Source organism: uncultured Marinococcus sp. (genome assembly GCF_947493875.1).
Lineage (GTDB): Bacteria > Bacillota > Bacilli > Bacillales > Marinococcaceae > Marinococcus.
The window spans coordinates 302,766-320,922 of record NZ_CANLSU010000002.1 but is presented as its reverse complement, the minus strand read 5'-3'; the positions used below and the strand labels follow the sequence as shown (position 1 = coordinate 320,922).

Annotated in this window: 11 protein-coding genes; 1 reads left to right on the top strand and 10 read right to left on the bottom strand. The window is 50.8% G+C overall.

What is annotated here, in order from left to right; all coding sequences use genetic code 11:
• Positions 1–10: 10 nt before the first annotated feature.
• The 10 genes from Q0757_RS04445 to Q0757_RS04400 form a co-directional block, all read right to left on the bottom strand.
• Positions 11–1,138 (bottom strand): DUF4097 family beta strand repeat-containing protein, encoded by a 1,128-nt coding sequence (locus Q0757_RS04445; protein ID WP_298785159.1) that lies wholly within the window; start codon positions 1,136–1,138, stop codon positions 11–13.
• A 105-nt stretch (positions 1,139–1,243) separates the two neighbouring features.
• Positions 1,244–4,129, bottom strand: a complete 2,886-nt coding sequence (gene uvrA / locus Q0757_RS04440; RefSeq protein WP_298785155.1) for an excinuclease ABC subunit UvrA — start codon at positions 4,127–4,129, stop codon at positions 1,244–1,246.
• A 7-nt stretch (positions 4,130–4,136) separates the two neighbouring features.
• On the bottom strand, positions 4,137–6,113 hold the full coding sequence (gene uvrB, locus Q0757_RS04435; RefSeq protein WP_298785154.1) for an excinuclease ABC subunit UvrB: 1,977 nt from the start codon (positions 6,111–6,113) through the stop codon (positions 4,137–4,139).
• A gap of 192 nt (positions 6,114–6,305) precedes the next feature.
• On the bottom strand, positions 6,306–7,499 hold the full coding sequence (locus tag Q0757_RS04430) for a PDZ domain-containing protein (RefSeq protein WP_298785152.1): 1,194 nt from the start codon (positions 7,497–7,499) through the stop codon (positions 6,306–6,308).
• Positions 7,500–7,563: 64 nt separating this feature from the next.
• Positions 7,564–9,024, bottom strand: a complete 1,461-nt coding sequence (locus tag Q0757_RS04425; protein ID WP_298785150.1) for a S41 family peptidase — start codon at positions 9,022–9,024, stop codon at positions 7,564–7,566.
• Positions 9,025–9,451: 427 nt separating this feature from the next.
• On the bottom strand, positions 9,452–10,330 hold the full coding sequence (locus Q0757_RS04420; RefSeq protein ID WP_298785148.1) for a YitT family protein: 879 nt from the start codon (positions 10,328–10,330) through the stop codon (positions 9,452–9,454).
• A 69-nt stretch (positions 10,331–10,399) separates the two neighbouring features.
• Positions 10,400–11,504 (bottom strand): peptide chain release factor 2 gene (gene prfB, locus Q0757_RS04415; protein ID WP_298785146.1). Its coding sequence is split into 2 segments (ribosomal slippage): positions 10,400–11,431 and positions 11,433–11,504, totalling 1,104 coding nucleotides; the frame shifts between segments, so codons are not numbered across the junction.
• Positions 11,505–11,594: 90 nt separating this feature from the next.
• On the bottom strand, positions 11,595–14,087 hold the full coding sequence (gene secA / locus Q0757_RS04410) for a preprotein translocase subunit SecA (protein ID WP_298785144.1): 2,493 nt from the start codon (positions 14,085–14,087) through the stop codon (positions 11,595–11,597).
• Positions 14,088–14,341: 254 nt separating this feature from the next.
• Positions 14,342–14,938 (bottom strand): ribosome hibernation-promoting factor, HPF/YfiA family, encoded by a 597-nt coding sequence (gene raiA / locus Q0757_RS04405; protein ID WP_298785142.1) that lies wholly within the window; start codon positions 14,936–14,938, stop codon positions 14,342–14,344.
• A gap of 226 nt (positions 14,939–15,164) precedes the next feature.
• Positions 15,165–16,592 (bottom strand): NAD-dependent succinate-semialdehyde dehydrogenase, encoded by a 1,428-nt coding sequence (locus Q0757_RS04400; RefSeq protein WP_298785139.1) that lies wholly within the window; start codon positions 16,590–16,592, stop codon positions 15,165–15,167.
• Between the two features lie 523 nt (positions 16,593–17,115).
• On the opposite strand from Q0757_RS04400, the gene Q0757_RS04395 reads away from it, so the two are divergent.
• Entirely contained in the window at positions 17,116–18,138 is a 1,023-nt protein-coding gene (locus Q0757_RS04395) for a DUF6612 family protein (protein WP_298785137.1), read from the top strand.
• Positions 18,139–18,157: the final 19 nt, after the last annotated feature.

The following is an 18,157-nucleotide window of genomic DNA, read 5'->3' as shown; positions in this document are numbered from 1 at the left end:
TTTCAGTTTTTTATTCGTGATCCTGTACAGTTATCGCACCTGTCTTTGCCGAAGCCTCAAGCCTCAGCGTTGGAGTCGCGTCGGGATTGGATACAAACTGATAATATTTTTGCATGAATTCGCTTTTTTCTTCTTTTACTTCGATATTGTCGAGCAGACACTTGTAATTCCCGACGTTTGTCCGGAGCACGCCCTCCGTTCGGATATCCCGAGGTGTAATCACCTTGATGCTCCCCGTCTTAGTGGAAAGAAGTGCCCGGCTCCTTTCACTCAGTGACGTATACCGGGCTGTAATCGCTCCGTTCAGCGCCTCTGCCTCAATATCTGAGAGCGATCCGTCGTAATGAATCGAGCCATTCCACGTTTTGACGTCGGCGCTGCCGATTCTGCCTTCCTTCAGCTCCACGGCCCCGTTGGCCGTTTCCACTGCCAGATAGCCGGCGGAAGCATGCAGTACTGTGATTGCCCCGTTGCTTGCTTTAACGTACAGATTGTCTGTTTGAACTCCGTCAATTCTGACGTCTCCGTTAAACGTGGATACATCCATTTTATCCATGGATTTTTCCGGCACATAAACGACCGCCTGAACTTTATAATTGCCGGACCTTGAAGCAAAGCGGAGCTTTCCGCTCCGGGAGTCAAACTCAGTGCCTTCGATAAACTCTCGCCGGGCTGCATCTTCACTTTCTTCTGTGTAAGCTTTTACCTGGCAGGCAACACGGATGGTGTTCCCTTCCCACTTCTGACAGATAAGGCTTCCATTTTGGATAAACATGTCGAGCGAACGAATGTCGCTTTCATCATGTTCAAACGTATGCTGGAAATCCACGGACGGGCCGAAATTAAAGTCGAGGTCAAACCGTTTGACGCGGTCAAGCGCATGGTCAAAAAAGCCGGAGAGCATCGCAAACGGATCCTCCTTGTTTTTTCTCTTCTGGCCGCTGCCCGCTTTCTTATCTGTGCGGTAGGCGCCGCTTCTCCGGGATTCGGAGGAGTGGCCTTCCCCGTGTTCCTTGCTGTCTGTCTGCGGGCCGGAGGAGGCATCTGATCCTTTAGCCCGGAGCAGCCGTTCTCCTTCTTCAAGCGAAATAATGCCGTCTTCCATCATTTTCAGTATTCGCTGACGTTCTTCATCCATTTCATGTTCCTCCTTCAGTAATATATCAGAACCGGTACGTGGACTATCAGCCTTCTGCTTCCTATTACATACGAAGAACAATATTATTCGTTTCAGTCGATTCTTCTACGATGATGGGGTGTGGGCCGCCTCTTCCGATGCTTCCCATTGCCTGGCCATGCGCTCCCGTTCTCTTTCAAGCACCGGTTTTAAATAATAGCCGGTATAGGAAGCCTGTGATTCCGCTACTTTTTCCGGCGTGCCGGTGGCCACAATCTTACCGCCGCCTGCTCCGCCTTCCGGACCGAGATCGATGATATGATCTACCGTTTTAATGACGTCGAGATTGTGCTCGATGATTAACACAGTATCTCCATTATCCACAAGCCGCTGGAGCACCTTCAGCAGCCGGTCGATATCATCCACATGCAGGCCGGTTGTCGGCTCGTCGAGGATATACAGGGATTTGCCTGTGGAACGGCGATGCAGCTGGGAAGCCAGCTTCACCCGCTGGGCTTCCCCGCCCGAAAGTGTCGTTGCCTGCTGTCCTAGTTTTATATACCCTAAACCAACGTCGTATAACGTTTGGATTTTCCGGCGGATTTTTGGAATATTTTCAAAGAAGTCCACTGCTTCTTCCACAGTCATTTCCAGGACGTCGGCAATATTTTTGCCTTTGTATTTGATTTCGAGCGTTTCACGGTTGTACCGCTGGCCGCCACACTCTTCACATGTGACGTAAATATCCGGAAGAAAATGCATTTCTATTTTGATAATACCGTCGCCTTTACAGGCCTCACAGCGTCCGCCCCGGACGTTGAAGCTGAAGCGTCCCTTCTGGTAGCCCCGGATTTTCGCTTCGTTGGTCATCGCAAATACCTCGCGGATATTATCAAATACTCCGGTGTAGGTCGCCGGATTCGAACGCGGCGTCCGGCCGATCGGCGACTGATCGATATCAATTACTTTTTCGAGCTGGTCGATGCCTTCCACGCTTTTGTGCGCGCCCGGCTTCTGCTTACCGCGGTGAAGCTTCTGCGAAAGCACCTTATATAAAATATCGTTGATCAGTGTACTTTTTCCAGATCCCGAGACACCGGTGATCGCGCTCAGCAGGCCGAGCGGAATCTCCGCGTTCGTGCGCTTCAAATTGTTTTCCACAGCACCTTTCACCTTCAGCCAGCGGTCGGAAGGCTTACGCCGTTCCCCCGGGAGCGCAATAAATCTTTTTCCCGCTAAATACTGACCGGTCAGGGAGGCATCATTTTCCTTCAATTCCTCCGGGGTGCCTTCAGCGATAATATTGCCGCCGTGGCGGCCCGCCCCGGGACCGATGTCAATGATATGGTCGGCAGCAAGCATGGTGTCCTCGTCATGTTCAACGACAATCAGCGTGTTTCCAAGGTCACGCATGTTCTGCAGCGTCTGTATCAGCCGGTTGTTGTCCCGCTGGTGAAGACCGATCGACGGCTCGTCAAGGACGTAAAGGACGCCCATCAGTGCCGAACCGATCTGGGTTGCCAGCCGGATGCGCTGCGCTTCCCCGCCTGACAATGTGCCAGCGGAGCGGCTCAGGGTTAAATAATCGAGACCGACATTAATGAGAAAGCCGAGGCGTTCATTGATTTCACGCAGAATCAGGCGGGCGATCTCCATTTCCTTTTCCGTTAAATCGATGTTTTCCACGTACGTATACGCCTGTTGAATCGAAAGATCCGTCAGCTCCCCGACGTGAATATTTCCAACCAGCACAGAACGAGCCTCGAGGCTCAGGCGGTGGCCTTTACACGTTGGGCACTGCTTGTTGCTCATGTACTGCTGCATCTGTTCACGGGTGAAATCCGACCCGCTTTCACGGTAGCGTCGGGAAACGTTGTTCAGCACGCCTTCAAAATAAATCTGGCGTTCCCGGACCTGACCGCGTTCATTCTTGTGGCGGAAGGTTATTTTCTGCTGGCCGTTGCCTTCGAGCAGTATTTCCTTATGTTCTGCCGGAAGGTCTTTAAACGGCTTATCCATATCAATATTAAAGTGATCGCAGGCCGAACGGAGCAGCTGCGGGTAATACTGGGAGCTGATCGGTTCCCATACGGCGATGGCATGCTCCCGGAGTGTCCGGTCCGGATCGGGAACGACAAGGTCACTGTCCACTTCGAGCTTGCTGCCAAGACCGTCACAGGTCGGGCAGGCACCGTACGGACTGTTAAAGGAAAACATTCTCGGCTCGAGCTCCCCAATTGAAAAGCCGCATTCCGGGCAGGAGTGATGCTGGTTGAACCGCATTTCCTTCTCACCGACAACGTCAATCAGCACCTTCCCTTCCCCGAGTTCGAGGGCCGTTTCCAGGGAATCCGCCAGCCGGGTCTCCACACCGTCTTTAATGACGATACGATCCACGACTGCTTCAATATCGTGCTTTTTATTTTTTTCGAGCTTGATTTCTTCTCCAATATCACGCATTTCCCCGTCCACGCGAATACGCACCAGTCCTTTTTGCTTCAGCTGGTCCATCACCTTCACATGCTCTCCCTTTCTGCCGGCAATAACCGGAGCGAGAATCTGCATTTTCGTCCGTTCAGCATAAGCCATCATCTGGTCGACCATCTGGGAAATAGTCTGGGAGGTAATCGGCACATGATGATACGGGCAGTAAGGCGTACCGACCCGTGCAAATAAAAGGCGCAGGTAGTCATAAATTTCCGTCACGGTGCCGACCGTCGAGCGCGGGTTCTTGCTTGTTGTTTTCTGGTCAATTGATATCGCCGGGGAGAGCCCTTCAATGGAATCGACGTCCGGCTTTTCCATCTGTCCCAAAAACTGACGGGCGTAAGCCGACAATGATTCGACATACCGGCGCTGCCCTTCAGCATAAATTGTGTCGAAGGCAAGCGAAGATTTCCCGGAGCCGGATAATCCAGTCATGACGACCAGCTGGTCCCTCGGAATTGTCACATCAATATTTTTTAAATTGTGGGACCTCGCCCCCTGAATCTTAATATTATCTGCTGCCATTCGTTGGTCATCCTTCCGCTTTAAGTTCTAATACCATATCGCGCAGTTCCGCTGCGCGTTCAAACTGCAGGTCTTTGGCTGCCTGTTTCATTTCGTCTTCCATTTGGTCAATTACTTTTTTCCGCTCCGTCTTGCTCATTTTATCAAGAGCTGGTTTATCAATATCGGATGAATCCTCTGAGCTGACCGTTGCCTGAATGAGGGCAGGGATTTCTTTTTGGATCGTTTTCGGTGTAATGCCGTATTTTTCGTTATGCGCTATCTGGATCTCGCGGCGGCGGTTCGTTTCACTGATCGCCACGTCCATCGAACGCGTCATTTTGTCTGCGTACATAATAACATGCCCACGGTCGTTCCGGGCAGCACGGCCCATTGTCTGGATAAGGGAGCGCTCCGCGCGCAGAAAGCCTTCCTTATCTGCATCCAGAATGCCAATCAACGACACTTCCGGAATGTCCAGCCCTTCCCGGAGAAGGTTGATACCGACCAGAACGTCAAACTGGCCGAGGCGGAGCTGGCGGATGATGTCGATCCTCTCGAGCGTTTTAATGTCCGAGTGCAGATACTTTACCCGGATACCGAGCTCTTTTAAATAGTTGGTCAAATCCTCTGCCATTTTCTTCGTGAGCGTCGTCACGAGCACCCGCTCATTTTGCTCCCGCCGCTCATGGATTTCCCCAATCAAGTCATCGATTTGTCCTTCAATCGGCTTCACTTCCACTGTCGGGTCGAGCAGCCCGGTCGGCCGGATAATCTGTTCAATGACTTCCGGAGCGTGCTCGAGCTCATACGGACCAGGCGTTGCGGAAATAAACATCGCCTGGTTGATCCGCCCTTCAAATTCATCAAATTTCAACGGACGGTTGTCCATCGCGGACGGAAGCCGGAAGCCGTGGTCCACGAGCACCTGCTTTCTGGCCTGGTCCCCGTTGTACATGCCGCGCACCTGCGGAAGCGTAACGTGGGACTCATCCACCACGAGTAAAAAATCATCTGGAAAATAGTCAATCAATGTATACGGTGCATCTCCGGGATTCCGGAAGGTCAGATGCCTCGAATAGTTTTCAATCCCGGAGCAAAAGCCCATCTCCTGCATCATTTCGAGGTCGTAATTGGTTCGCTGCTCAAGCCGCTGCGCTTCAAGCTCCCGGCCGTTTGCCCGGAACTTTTCAAGCTGCTCCTGAAGCTCCTGCTGAATATTTTTAATGGCCCGCTCCATTTTTTCTTCCCTCGTCACAAAGTGGGATGCCGGAAAAATGGCAGCATGTGAACGTTCACCGATAACTTCGCCGGTCAGAGCGTCCACCTCGGTGATCCGGTCGATTTCATCGCCAAACATTTCAACACGAATGCAGTGCTCTTCTCTTGATGCCGGGAAAATTTCGACCACGTCACCGCGCACGCGAAACGTTCCGCGCACGAAATTAATGTCGTTGCGCTCGTATTGAATATCCACGAGCTTCCGGAGAATCTGATCCCGTTCGATCTCCATACCCGTCCGGAGTGACAGCATCAGATCCCTGTAATCCTCCGGCGAGCCGAGACCATAAATGCAGGAAACGCTGGCCACGATAATAACGTCTTCCCGCTCAAATAAGGCGCTCGTCGCCGAGTGCCTTAGTTTGTCAATTTCATCATTAATGCTCGCGTCTTTTTCGATAAACTGGTCTGTCTGCGGTACGTAGGCCTCCGGCTGATAGTAGTCGTAATAGCTCACAAAATATTCTACTGCATTATTTGGAAACATTTCTTTAAATTCATTATATAACTGCCCGGCAAGCGTCTTATTGTGCGCCATAACAAGCGTCGGCCGGTTCACTTCTGTTAACACATTGGATACTGTAAACGTTTTCCCGGTCCCTGTCGCCCCAAGCAGCGTCTGGTATCTTTTTCCGTCCTTTAACCCTTGAACCAGCTTTTCAATCGCCTGCGGCTGGTCGCCGGCCGGATTATATCTACTCGCCAGTTCAAATGTTTCGTTCATATTAGTCCCTCACTTCCTGTCTGCGTTCCGGTCATATGTCTATTTACTATACCACGTGAAGATTGGAAAGAAACAACACAAAAACGAACGTATATTCGCTATTATTATTGTACTCCACTCCCCTGTAAATGCAAAGAAAATGACATTTTCCCCGACCTATACAAAAAACAGAACCCGGCAGAGGGTTCTGTTTTACTGGGCCGTATGGATGCTTTCCGGTGCCGTTCGTTCTTTATTGATCATTAATATTCCAAGCTGATGGTGCTGATTGCTGTAAAGCGCTGCCTGCGCCTGGCGGAGCTCTCCGTTAATATCCTCCACGTCCAGCCGGCAGTAGGCGGAATTTTTCTGCACCGCCCGGTAGAGGCTCGCTTCATCATATACTTTTTCACTGTTCACCCGCCGGATGACTTCACCTGCTTTAATATGCATCCGGTCTGCCGGAGACTCCGGCAAAACAGCGAGTACAGATATTCCTTCGCTGCGGAGAGTGTACAGAAAATTGCTTTTAGCTGAACTGCCGGCCGCAATGGTCACCCATTCCCGCAGCAGAATCAGGACAGCCGCAATTACTGGAATAATCCATCCACTGTAAAAATAAGCAAGTGCTGCACCAGCGCCGGCAAGAACAGCGATTCGCACGACCCACCAGCCGGCCGACCGCACCTGTACAGATGCCAGACGGTCGAAGGTTTTCATACGTATGCCGATCACTGCCGGAAGCAAAAGAAGGGAAAAAGCAGCTCCGCCCGGAAGGAGCGGCCACCAGCCTCCCGCTTCAACAGCACTTCCCGGGATAAACAGAAATACCGGGAGCATCCAGATACGGTGCGTAATCTGGCCGCCAATCGGCTTGCCGCGGCGGCTGACCGTCCGAAGGGGAGAAAAAAACCTTGTACCGTTCCAGACAATCAGTATTCCTTCCGCGAGCGTGAGCACTGCGAGCCAGACCATCAGAGAAAAAGCATCAAAGCCGTTTCCGAGCCAGGCTCCCACAGAGAAAAATGGTACTGTGATCCCGACAGCATCAAGCGCCAGAGCGGCTAAAAATGCCGTACCCCATACGTGCAGAGCGGTCAGCCAGCGGTGCAGGCCTGACACTGCCAGCAGGGCACTGATCACCATCGCAAGCAGGACTGCTCCAAGAGGCAGTGAAATGCCCGTAACAATGGTGATGACCGAGACAAAAGCAGCGATTACTATCGCCGGAATAACACTCATTGTTAATTCCATCAGCATTGGATACATTTTTGCATGAAACATTTTTCGTTCTCTTTTCACCCGAAGATAACCAATCATAAGCATGGCTGCTATCATTATGTAAGTCAGCGGGTTCAGAAAAAACCACGCTAACGCAGGACCAATTTCACCGATTATTCCCTGCATCCACTATTTCCCCCTTTTCTTCGGACCGGGCAGAACCCGGCCACCGGCATCATCCAGCCTTCATTTATTGCTCTGTGACTGTATCAAGCGCGCGCTGCAGCTGCTTGTCATTGTCTCTGTTCTGGACTTTTTCAAGCACTAAATCATTCAGCGCGTCTGCTGTTTCCGGCGTCAGCGTCCCAGTGGCTTCCAGATCCTTCTGTTCCTCCTGGAAATCCTGTACTGCCGCTTCTGTTTCTTCGCTGTAGTACCCGTCCTCACGTCCCGGATCGAACCCGGCTCCTTTTAAGAGCGTCTGTGCAGTGGCAATATTTTCACCCGTCGTATCCGGCTCCAGGGCTTCATCAATGGATAAAATAGATGCCTGGAAATAATCGGGCTGCTCCTGCTCAATGGTCGGTTCCACGCCTTCTTCATTAATCCAGTTTTCTTCCGGCGTCAGCCATTTAGAGACAGAGAGCTTCACGTCACTTCCATCATCTAGCTCCATCACCTGCTGAACCGTTCCTTTGCCATAGGTTGTCTGCCCTACCAGCTCAAAGTTTCCGGCCTCCTTCATTGCAGCTGCCAGAATTTCAGAAGCAGATACACTTCCCTGATCAACCACGCCAACTACCGGATAATCCTTGTTCTCCTCTAAAGAAGAAGTCACTTCTGAAATCGTACCTTCACGGTCTTCAATTTCAACTATCGGCTCTCCGCCAGGAATAATCATGCTGCCGATATCCTCCACCGCATTCAAATAACCGCCCGGATTTCCCCGGACATCAATCACCAGTCCGTCAATGTTTTCACTCTCCACCTGCTCGAGCTGGGTTTCGAACTCATTGGCTGTATTTTCAGAAAATGACGATATATTCAGATAACCGATGCTTTCGCCATCCTGCTCGATCACTTCACCCTCTACGGTTTCGATCGGAATTTCATCGCGCTCCACTTCAACATTAAAGGGCTCGCTGCTTCCACGCTGGACAGTGAGATTTACATTCGTTCCTTTTTCTCCCCGGATTTTCAGAACTGCCTCATTAAGTTCAAGGTTTTCTGTGCTTTCTCCGTTAATTTCCAAAATATCATCATTCGGCTGCAGGCCGGCGGCTTCTGCCGGGGAATCGTCAATTGGAGAAACGATCGTTACTGCGTTCCCGGATTTATTTACTTCAGCTCCGATGCCTTCAAAGGACGAATCCAGCGACTGCGTGAATTCCTGTGCTGTGCTTTCGCTCATGTAGCTGGAGTGAGGGTCATCGAGTTCTCCGATCATTCCTTCGATTGCCCCCTGCACCAACGCATCATCGTCCACTTCTCTCATGTATTCGGAGTCAATCAGATCATACACTGAACTGATTTTGTTTAAGTCCTCTTCTGACACGTTTTGCGCTCCACTGTCCGAACCGGATTCGGACAAGGCGGAGGAGGACGCTCCCGAATCTCCTCCCCAGACAGAAGCACCTACGGCTGCACCCCCGGTCCCGGCTGCCGCTGCTGTGACCAGAATTGCTGCCGTCACTTTGATGTTTTTCTTCATCTATTTCACTCCAGCTTTATTAAAGTCATAATCAAATCCCAGACTATACGAAAGAGGAATCAGCTGCACAGGCTGCTTTCCCCGAATCAAAACAGCGAGCCGTCCCGGGGCCTGCGAAGCAGGTCAGTTCGATGGTGTCACAACCGTGACACCCTTCATCGAACTTCCTTTTTTAAACGAACGCTCTACGCTTTTCTTTTTGTCCAGTTCCGTCACCCAGCTGTTCAGGGTGGCTCCACCTTTCTTACTGTCCAGCTCCGAGCGTTACCACCCGAGTCCATTCGCATTTTCAAATCGTTTGCGACTTCGTCCCAATCCGATTGAAAACGGCGAGCCGTCCCGGGTGATAAACGAACGCTCTGCGCTTTTCTTTAGTGTAGCATGAACTTCTGTGTTTCTGAAACACAATGTTGGCGCTTCCGCTTTTTTACACAGAGTTCCCCTGATTCTCAAATCCCTGGCCAAGCACTTCCGAAGCGTTGCTGACGACCACAAAGGCTTCGGGATCCTGCAGCTGGATCACACGCTTCAGTCGGGTAACCTCCCCACGGTTGACGACGCACATCAGCACTGGACGCGCATCATTGGTAAAGCCTCCGCGTCCTTCGAGTTTGGTTACCCCTCGGTCCACTTCTTTTAAAATAGATTTACGCACCGTTTCTTCATGCTTTGTAATCACAAATGCCACCTTGGCATAGCCCAGGCCGGTCTGCACAACATCAATGGTTCTACCCGTAACAAATAACGAAATAAGGGCATACAGCGCGAATTCCAGGCCAAAGATGAATGCCGAGCCCGTAACAATCAGTCCGTCCATAATAAAGACCGATGTACCAAGCGTCCCCCCGGCGTATTTATGAATGATTTGAGCTAAAAGATCCGTGCCTCCAGTCGAAGCACTGGCCCGAAACACCAGTCCGAGCCCAAAGCCCACTCCGATTCCACCAAACAACGCGCCAAGCAGCGGATCATCAATACCGATGTCCCAGTTCCTCGTAAAATAAACAATAAACGGCAAAAACAGCGTTCCGATTATCGTTTTTGCCCCGTATTGGAGGCCTCCAAGAAGCAGGAGACCGAGAATGAAAAGGAGGACGTTGGTGATCCCTATCGTTATAGCCGGTTCTACATTCAGTGAGGCCTCCAGCAGGGTCGCAAAACCGCTTACCCCTCCGGAGGCGATCGAGTTCGGCAGTAAAAAAGCGTTATATGAAACAGCCACCACAGCCGTTCCGATAAAGATCTGGAACCCGTTGACCCATTTCAGCGCCGTTTTTGACATTGGTTTTCTTCTTCGGTTTACCATTACACTTCCTCCTTTTGATTTGACGTAAAAAGAGCCTGCGCGAACGCAGGCTGCTGATTGTGCCCTCTGTTATACTTTCATGCTTGCACGCAGGTACTCATCGATGAATGGGTCAAGATTGCCGTCCATCACTGACTGCGTGTTTCCCATCTCCACATTCGTCCGGTGGTCTTTTACCATGTTGTACGGATGGAAAACGTAGGAACGGATCTGGCTTCCCCAGCCGATTTCTTTCTGTTCTCCGCGGATCTCATCCATTTCCTGCTGACGTTCTTCAATCTGGCGCTGGTACAGCTTCGCCCGCAGCATTTTCATCGCCTGATCCCGGTTTTTCAGCTGGGACCGTTCGTTTTGACAGGTAACGATGATGTTTGTCGGCAGGTGGGTGATCCGCACGGCGGAGTCCGTCGTGTTTACGTGCTGACCGCCGGCACCGCTCGCACGGTACGTATCGATTCTCAAATCCTCCGTCCGCACTTCTACCTCCACGGAGTCTTCCATTTCAGGCATAACTTCGCAGGAGACAAATGAGGTGTGCCGGCGCCCGGAGGAGTCAAACGGGGAAATCCGCACGAGCCGGTGCACCCCTTTTTCCGCTTTCAGAAAGCCGTAGGCATTGTAGCCCTTTATCATCATGGTGACGCTTTTCAGGCCGGCTTCGTCCCCGGGAAGATAATCCAGGGTTTCCACCGTATAGTTTTTCTTTTCCGCCCAGCGGGTGTACATCCGAAGCAGCATGGACGCCCAGTCCTGGGATTCCGTGCCGCCGGCGCCGGGGTGCAGCTCCAGGATGGCGTTGTTTTTATCATACGGCTCGCTGAGAAGCATCTGCAGTTCAAAATCGTTAATATCTTTTTTCAGCTGCTTCGTGCCTGATTCGAGCTCTTCCTTTAAATCTTCATCGTCTTCTTCCTTCACAAGCTCATAGGAAACCTCAAGATTTTCATGCTGCTCTTCAAGCACACGATAGCCTTCAGTAATATTTTTTAACGCATTATTTTCATCAATAACTTTTTTGGAGGCGTCCTGGTCATCCCAGAAGCCGGGGTGGGTCATCTTTTCTTCGAGTTCGCTGATGCGCTCCTTCTTGGCATCGAAGTCAAAGAGACCCCCTGAAGTCCGCTAATCGCTTAGCCATATTTTCAAGTTCGTTTCGAATTTCTGCCATATCCATGTAAGAAATCCCCTTTCTGAATGTAGGTGGCAAGGAAAAAGCCCGAAGCTGAGCACTTCGGGGCCTGTCCTTCCCGTTTTTCGTTTCTTATTACCGTTTGTTCGGCACCGGCATTTTCCGGTTGCCGTTTGCCGGCGCTGATTTCTTTTTGTTTTTCGGCTGCTCTTCTTCTGCTTCCTGCTCGTCCTGGCGCACTGCTTTTCCTTTAGCGACTTCCTGGCGCTGCAGGTTCTCTTCGTTTACTTCCGATTTGACTACGTACGTAGCGACTTCTTCTTCAATTGACGCCACCATATCCTCGAACATGTTAAAGCCTTCGAATTTGTACTCCCGAAGCGGATCATTCTGGCCGTAGGCCCGCAGGTGAATACCCTGGCGGAGCTGGTCCATCTGATCGATATGGTTCATCCATTTCCGGTCCACCGACCGGAGGAGCAGTACTTTTTCGAATTCACGCATGGATTCTTCGTCAAATTCCTGCTCTTTTGCTTCGTAGTTACCTTTTGCTGTTTCCCATACCTTTTCGATAACTTCTTCCTGTTCAAGACCTTTAACGTCCTGTTCTGTCAAATCGCCTTCATTCAGTACGGTCGTGTTCAGGTAGTGAAGCATGCCCTCAAGGTCCCAGTCCTCCGGCACCTGTTCCACCGGGGTGTAGGCTGCAACGATGTTTTTCACCGTGGATTCAAGCATACGCAGCACAATGTCACGCAGATTATCCGACTCGAGCACTTCCATCCGCTGGGCATAAATAATATCACGCTGTTCGCGCATAACGTCATCGTATTGCAGAATCTGCTTCCGTGAGTCGTAGTTGGATCCTTCCACCCGCTTTTGCGACTGTTCCACTGCGCGGGTGACCAGCTTGCTTTCGATCGGCTGATCCTCATCCATGCCAAGGCGCTCCATCATGCCGCGCATGTTATCAGAGCCGAACCGGCGCATCAGTTCATCCTCCATGGACAGATAAAACTGGGAAGCACCCGGATCCCCCTGACGTCCGGCACGGCCACGGAGCTGATTGTCGATACGGCGGCTTTCGTGCCGTTCGGTGCCGATGACAAACAGTCCGCCGAGGTCCGCTACTCCGTCCCCAAGCTTGATATCGGTACCGCGCCCGGCCATGTTGGTCGCGATAGTAACAGCACCGCGCTGGCCGGCGTTTTCAATGATTTTCGCTTCGTTTTCGTGGTTTTTCGCATTAAGAATGTTGTGCGGTACGTTTTTCTTTTTGAGATACCGTGATATCAGCTCTGATGTGTCCACATTTACCGTGCCGACTAGAACAGGCTGGCCGGTTTCGTACAATTCAGCGATTTTTTCGGCTGCCGCCCGGTATTTTGCTTCCCGGGTCTTAAAGATCAAATCGGATTTGTCTTCGCGGACAACCGGCTTGTTCGTTGGGATCGAAATAACGTCTGTGCCGTAAATATTGCGGAATTCTTCTTCTTCCGTTATCGCAGTACCGGTCATCCCGGCGAGCTTCTGATACATCCGGAAGTAGTTCTGGAACGTAATTGATGCGAGCGTCATGCTTTCCTTCTGCACCCGCATGCCTTCCTTCGCTTCAATGGCCTGGTGGAGGCCTTCACTGTACCGGCGGCCGGCCATCAAACGTCCGGTAAACTGGTCCACGATGACCACTTTGCCGTCCTGCACCACATAGTCCTCATCGCGGTGCATCGTCACATGGGCCTTTAACCCCTGATTGATATGGTGCAGCAGCTGCACGTGCTGCTGGTCATACAAATTCTCTATTTGAAACGCCTTTTCCGCCCGGGTAACACCCTCATCAGTCAGAAGAACCGTTTTGGTTTTTTCATCGATCGTGTAATCCCGTTCTTCCTTCAGACGGCTCACAAATACGTTAGCCGCTGCGTAAAGCTTGGTCGACTGTTCCACTGAGCCCGAAATAATCAACGGCGTTCTTGCTTCGTCGATCAAAATCGAGTCGACTTCGTCGACGAGGGCAAAATGAAGAGGACGCTGGACCATTTGTTCCTTGTACAGAACCATATTGTCCCGCAGGTAGTCAAAGCCAAACTCATTATTGGTTCCGTACGTAATGTCAGCCAGATAGGCTTCCCGCTTCGCTTCCTTGCTCATATCCTTTAAATTCAGGCCGACGGTTAATCCGAGGAACTGGTAAAGCTCCCCTAACGTTTCGCTGTCACGCTTGGCCAGATAGTCGTTGACAGTCACAACGTGCACGCCTTTGCCGGTAATGGCGTTTAAGTAGACCGGCATGGTTGCGACCAGGGTTTTCCCTTCCCCGGTTTTCATTTCCGCAATATCGCCGTCGTTTAACACGATGGCACCCATCAGCTGTACGCGGAAGGGAGTCATTCCCATTACGCGTGTCGACGCTTCTGCAACAACTGCATAGGCTTCCGGAAGCAGCTGTTCAAGCTTTTCACCCTGCTGATAGCGTTCTTTAAACTCTTCGGTTTTACGGGCAAGGTCTTCATCGCTCAAAGCCTGGATATCTTCATAAAAAACCTCAATTTTTTCCGCTTTCTTCTCCAGTTTTTTTACATATTTTTGATTTGTATCTCCAATAACTTTCTTCAATAAACCTCTCATGGTTTAATCATCGTCCTCTCTTTCGTACCATCTAGCCGAAATACGATTGACGCGCATAGTTGTTTTAAATGTTAATAGGGGGCCCGGGGCCTTATTTATCTGTCGTTTTGCATATATAAATGAATCGTTGTATTTCTAAGCATCACCGTACATTTTAACAGTATTCCGTTATTGTTACAACGAGTACCCGTGCTCCCGGCGAAACTAAAACAAGCCCTGCGCATTACCCGCGCAGGGCCTGTTGATTCATATAATTATTCTTCCGGCTCAATCAGCCCGTAGCGCCCGTCCCGACGTTTGTACACGACTGAGGTGTCACCGCTGACAGAATTAGCGAAGACGAAAAAGTTGTGGCCCAGCATATCCATCTGAAGGATAGCTTCTTCCGTATCCATCGGCTTTAAATTAAACCGTTTGGTCCGGACGATTTCAAGGGAGTCGTCCTCTTCAGTCACTTCATCAGTTAACGGAGCTTCTTTTACCCCACCATTGGCAATTTCTTCGTTCAATTCTTCAATATTAGCTTTAAATACTTCCGATGTTTTGCCATTTTGGCGGAACTTGCGGTTTACTTTTGTTTTATATTTTCGAATCTGCCGTTCGAGCTTGTCCGTCGCAAGATCGATCGCCGCATACATATCCGTATGCGTCTCTTCTGCCCGGAGAAGCAGCTGCGGCATAGGGATGGTCACTTCTAAAATTTTCTCGCTGTTTTGAACTTCCATATTCACATGGACGTCCGCCACAGGGGTTGTATCAAAGTAACGTTCAAGCTTGCTCACTTTCTTTTCTACGTAACCTCGAAGAGCTGGAGTCACCTCTAAGTTTTCCCCGCGAATGTTAAAGTTCATCAAGTGAACCCCTCCTTATCGTTATGTGTCTACTTTCTATATTCCTTTTGCGGAATCCTTTTCAAACAACAAAATTTTTTTAAAAAGTGAAAAGAACATGCCATAACAACAGGGTCTCAGGACTTATGAAACAGATAAAACCCTTTTAAATGTAACCGGCAGCTTAATCTGGAACTCAGTATAAAAAAAGCTGCGCCGGAACGGTCCGGCGCAGCCTCTGTTTCTATTATAATCCCATTGAAATATATTTGGTTTCGAGAAACGGCATGATGCCCTGACGGCCGCCTTCGCGTCCGACCCCGCTCTGCTTCCAGCCGCCAAACGGCGCCTGGGCAGCCGATGGTCCGCCATCGTTCCAGCCAACAATACCGTATTCGAGTCCTTCAGCCACTTTCATGCCCCGGGACATGTTTTCAGTAAAGAAATAGGAAGCAAGACCAAACGGCGTGGTATTCGCGAGCTTGACACCCTCTTCATCACTCGTGATTTTCTGCACCGGCGCAACCGGTCCGAACGTTTCTTCGTGCATGATGATCATGTCATGGTTCACGTCGCGGAGCACGGTAGGTTCAAAGTAGTAGCCGCCGTCCTTTTCAAAACCACTGCCGCCGGTTACAACCTTCGCGCCTTTATCGACGGCATCCTGCACGTGGCGCTCGACTTTGTCGTAAGCGTCTTTATCAATCAGCGGGCCGACCTTTACGTTTTCGTCCATGCCGTCGCCGACCTTCAGATCCTTGCAGGCATCCGCAAATTTTTCGACAAACTCTTCATATACCTTTTCATCGGCGTACACACGGTTAACGCAGATGCACGTCTGTCCCGACGCACGGAATTTCGACGCTACGACACCGTTGACCGCTTTGTCGATGTCCGCATCGTCCAGGACGAGTGCCGGCGCATGGCCGCCGAGTTCAAGCGACAGCTTTTTAATATCCTGCGCACCCTGCTCCATTAAGCTGCTTCCGACTTCGGTGGAGCCGGTAAAGGTGACCTTGCGGACTTTTTCGTTCGACATCAATTCATTGCCGATCGCTGACGAGCTCTGGCCGGTCACCAGGTTGATAACGCCTTTTGGCACGCCCGCTTCTTCGCAGATCTCCACGAAACGCACGGCGGACAGCGGCGTATTCTTTGCCGGTTTCAGTACGATTGTGCAGCCTGCGGCAAGGGCCGGTCCTACTTTACGCGTGATCATCGCCTGCGGGAAGTTCCACGGCGTAATCGCGCCGACAACGCCGACGGGCTGGTGAATGACCATCAGCCGCTTGTTTTCCGAGCCGGATGGAATGGTCTCGCCGTAGACCCGTTTCGCTTCGTCCGCATACCATTCAATGAAAGAAGCCGCATAGGCCACTTCCCCTTTGGCCTCCGCCAGTGGTTTGCCCATTTCCTTTGTGAGCAGCTCCCCGAGTTCATCCTGGCGCTCCATCATGAGGCCGTGAATCTTGCGGAGAATGTCTGCGCGCTCGTACGCCGTCGTCTTCGACCAGGAATCAAATGCTTCATGGGCAGCATTGATTGCTTCCTTCGTTTCCGCTTCGCCTGCGTTTGCGGTTTCCCCCACGACTTCCCCGTTTGCCGGATTCACAACGTCAATGGTGCCTTCGTCTGCCTGTTTCCATTCGCCATTAATATATATTTTTCCAAACATACAATCATTACTCCCTTTCATACGGAATATGCATCGTTCGTTCTATACCCGCAATTTCCAATTATTATTCTGCTCATTCATAAATCGGCCGCAGCCTATTTTAGAATAGGACACGTGAGAGCATTCCTATTTTAAAATAAAGCCTAAACGGGCGCGCCCCCTTGTATTCCGGTGTGCCGGGACATATGATAGTACCAGGCAGCAGCACTTCGGCTGCCCACTCTTCTACATATTTCCCCTTATACCTCTGACAGCAGCAACCTCCCACACTGTTCTGTCCGCCCGGGCGCCGCTCCCCTTGTCTAAGCGGCCGCCCCGGGCACCAGAAGCCCGGCATCCGCCGGGTTTCTTTCTTATGATCTCTTACTTTTCACAGATCTTTCCTTCAGGCAGCCTTCGCCACTTCCCCTCTCTGGAAAGCGGTGGAAGACAACCATGAACCAGGTCTTATTCTTTTTTGTGTAAAAGTGTGGTATTCTTAGAAAATATGTAAAACGAATTTTAGATGGAGGTCGGAGGTTCCATGAGGAAGTCATTTGGCGTACTTCTCGTTTCTTTAAGTCTCGTCCTTCCGATAGGATGTTCATCCATTGACAATGAACCAGATCCAACGGAAAACCAAGCTTCAGATGAGGAACCGGCTTCTGATGAGGTTCTTTCTGAAAGTATTGACTATATGCACGAATTAAACCGTTATTCTATAGATATAAACATGGACCAGACAATCGGCACGGCCCAGGAAGACCCGGTCACCAATGAACTTACCTCCCGCGTAGATGTTGGTACCGACCCGTTTGCCTACCATGAGTCTTCGACACTGCAGACGACCGCCCAGGAGCCAAAGGAAATCGAGCGCTACCTGACGGCCGAAGGCTTCTTCACCTATGATTCTGCAGAAGAAAAGTGGATCAAGTATCCGGATGAATTCACCGGCGATTTGAGTGCTTCAAGCCAGTCCATCGGTGAACCGGCGGCTGTGCTGGAGCTGGTCGAGGCCTATGCTGCAGATTTTCAGCTGGAGGAAAAGGAATCGGAATATGTGATTGAGGCACGTGGCCGTTCCGATCAAATGCGTGAGCTCGTTAAAAGCACGGTCGGCTTCACTAACGAAGACTTTGACAGCTTAATTGACGATATGCTGTTTACCGGAAGCCTGGAGGATACGCTCTACACTATTACTATTGATAAAGACTCGATGCAGACAAAAAGCATTCAGGCAGATTTTCAAATTGCCATGAATAACAGTCAGAGCCCACAGACTACTTCCTCCACCCAGTCCCTCACGTTTGCCTATAATGAGATAAACAATGAGCAGACGATCAGCGCGCCCTCCAATGTCGTCGCTACGGCGGAGGAGCTGAACTTTGAAAACCTTCAGGAGTGGGAGGAAGGTGAGCGGTTCAGCCAGATTGAAGGGCAGAGTATTTCCGAGCTCATGTATCCTGACCGTCAGCCTTCGAATTGGATTATTGAGCACGGGTCTCTGCCGACACTTGAACAGAGGCTTGGGCTGCCTCCTCTTTCCGAACAGGGCAGTGACGAATAAAAACAGGCAGGGAGCCGTA

Coding starts and splice junctions, on each gene's coding strand:
- uvrA (WP_298785155.1), bottom strand. CDS start 4,129: ATGGCAGCAGATAATATTAAGATTCAGGGGGCGAGGTCCCACAATTTA.
- Q0757_RS04430 (WP_298785152.1), bottom strand. CDS start 7,499: ATGCAGGGAATAATCGGTGAAATTGGTCCTGCGTTAGCGTGGTTTTTT.
- secA (WP_298785144.1), bottom strand. CDS start 14,087: ATGAGAGGTTTATTGAAGAAAGTTATTGGAGATACAAATCAAAAATAT.
- raiA (WP_298785142.1), bottom strand. CDS start 14,938: ATGAACTTTAACATTCGCGGGGAAAACTTAGAGGTGACTCCAGCTCTT.
- uvrB (WP_298785154.1), bottom strand. CDS start 6,113: ATGAACGAAACATTTGAACTGGCGAGTAGATATAATCCGGCCGGCGAC.
- Q0757_RS04445 (WP_298785159.1), bottom strand. CDS start 1,138: ATGGATGAAGAACGTCAGCGAATACTGAAAATGATGGAAGACGGCATT.
- Q0757_RS04420 (WP_298785148.1), bottom strand. CDS start 10,330: ATGGTAAACCGAAGAAGAAAACCAATGTCAAAAACGGCGCTGAAATGG.
- Q0757_RS04395 (WP_298785137.1), top strand. CDS start 17,116: ATGAGGAAGTCATTTGGCGTACTTCTCGTTTCTTTAAGTCTCGTCCTT.
- Q0757_RS04425 (WP_298785150.1), bottom strand. CDS start 9,024: ATGAAGAAAAACATCAAAGTGACGGCAGCAATTCTGGTCACAGCAGCG.
- Q0757_RS04400 (WP_298785139.1), bottom strand. CDS start 16,592: ATGTTTGGAAAAATATATATTAATGGCGAATGGAAACAGGCAGACGAA.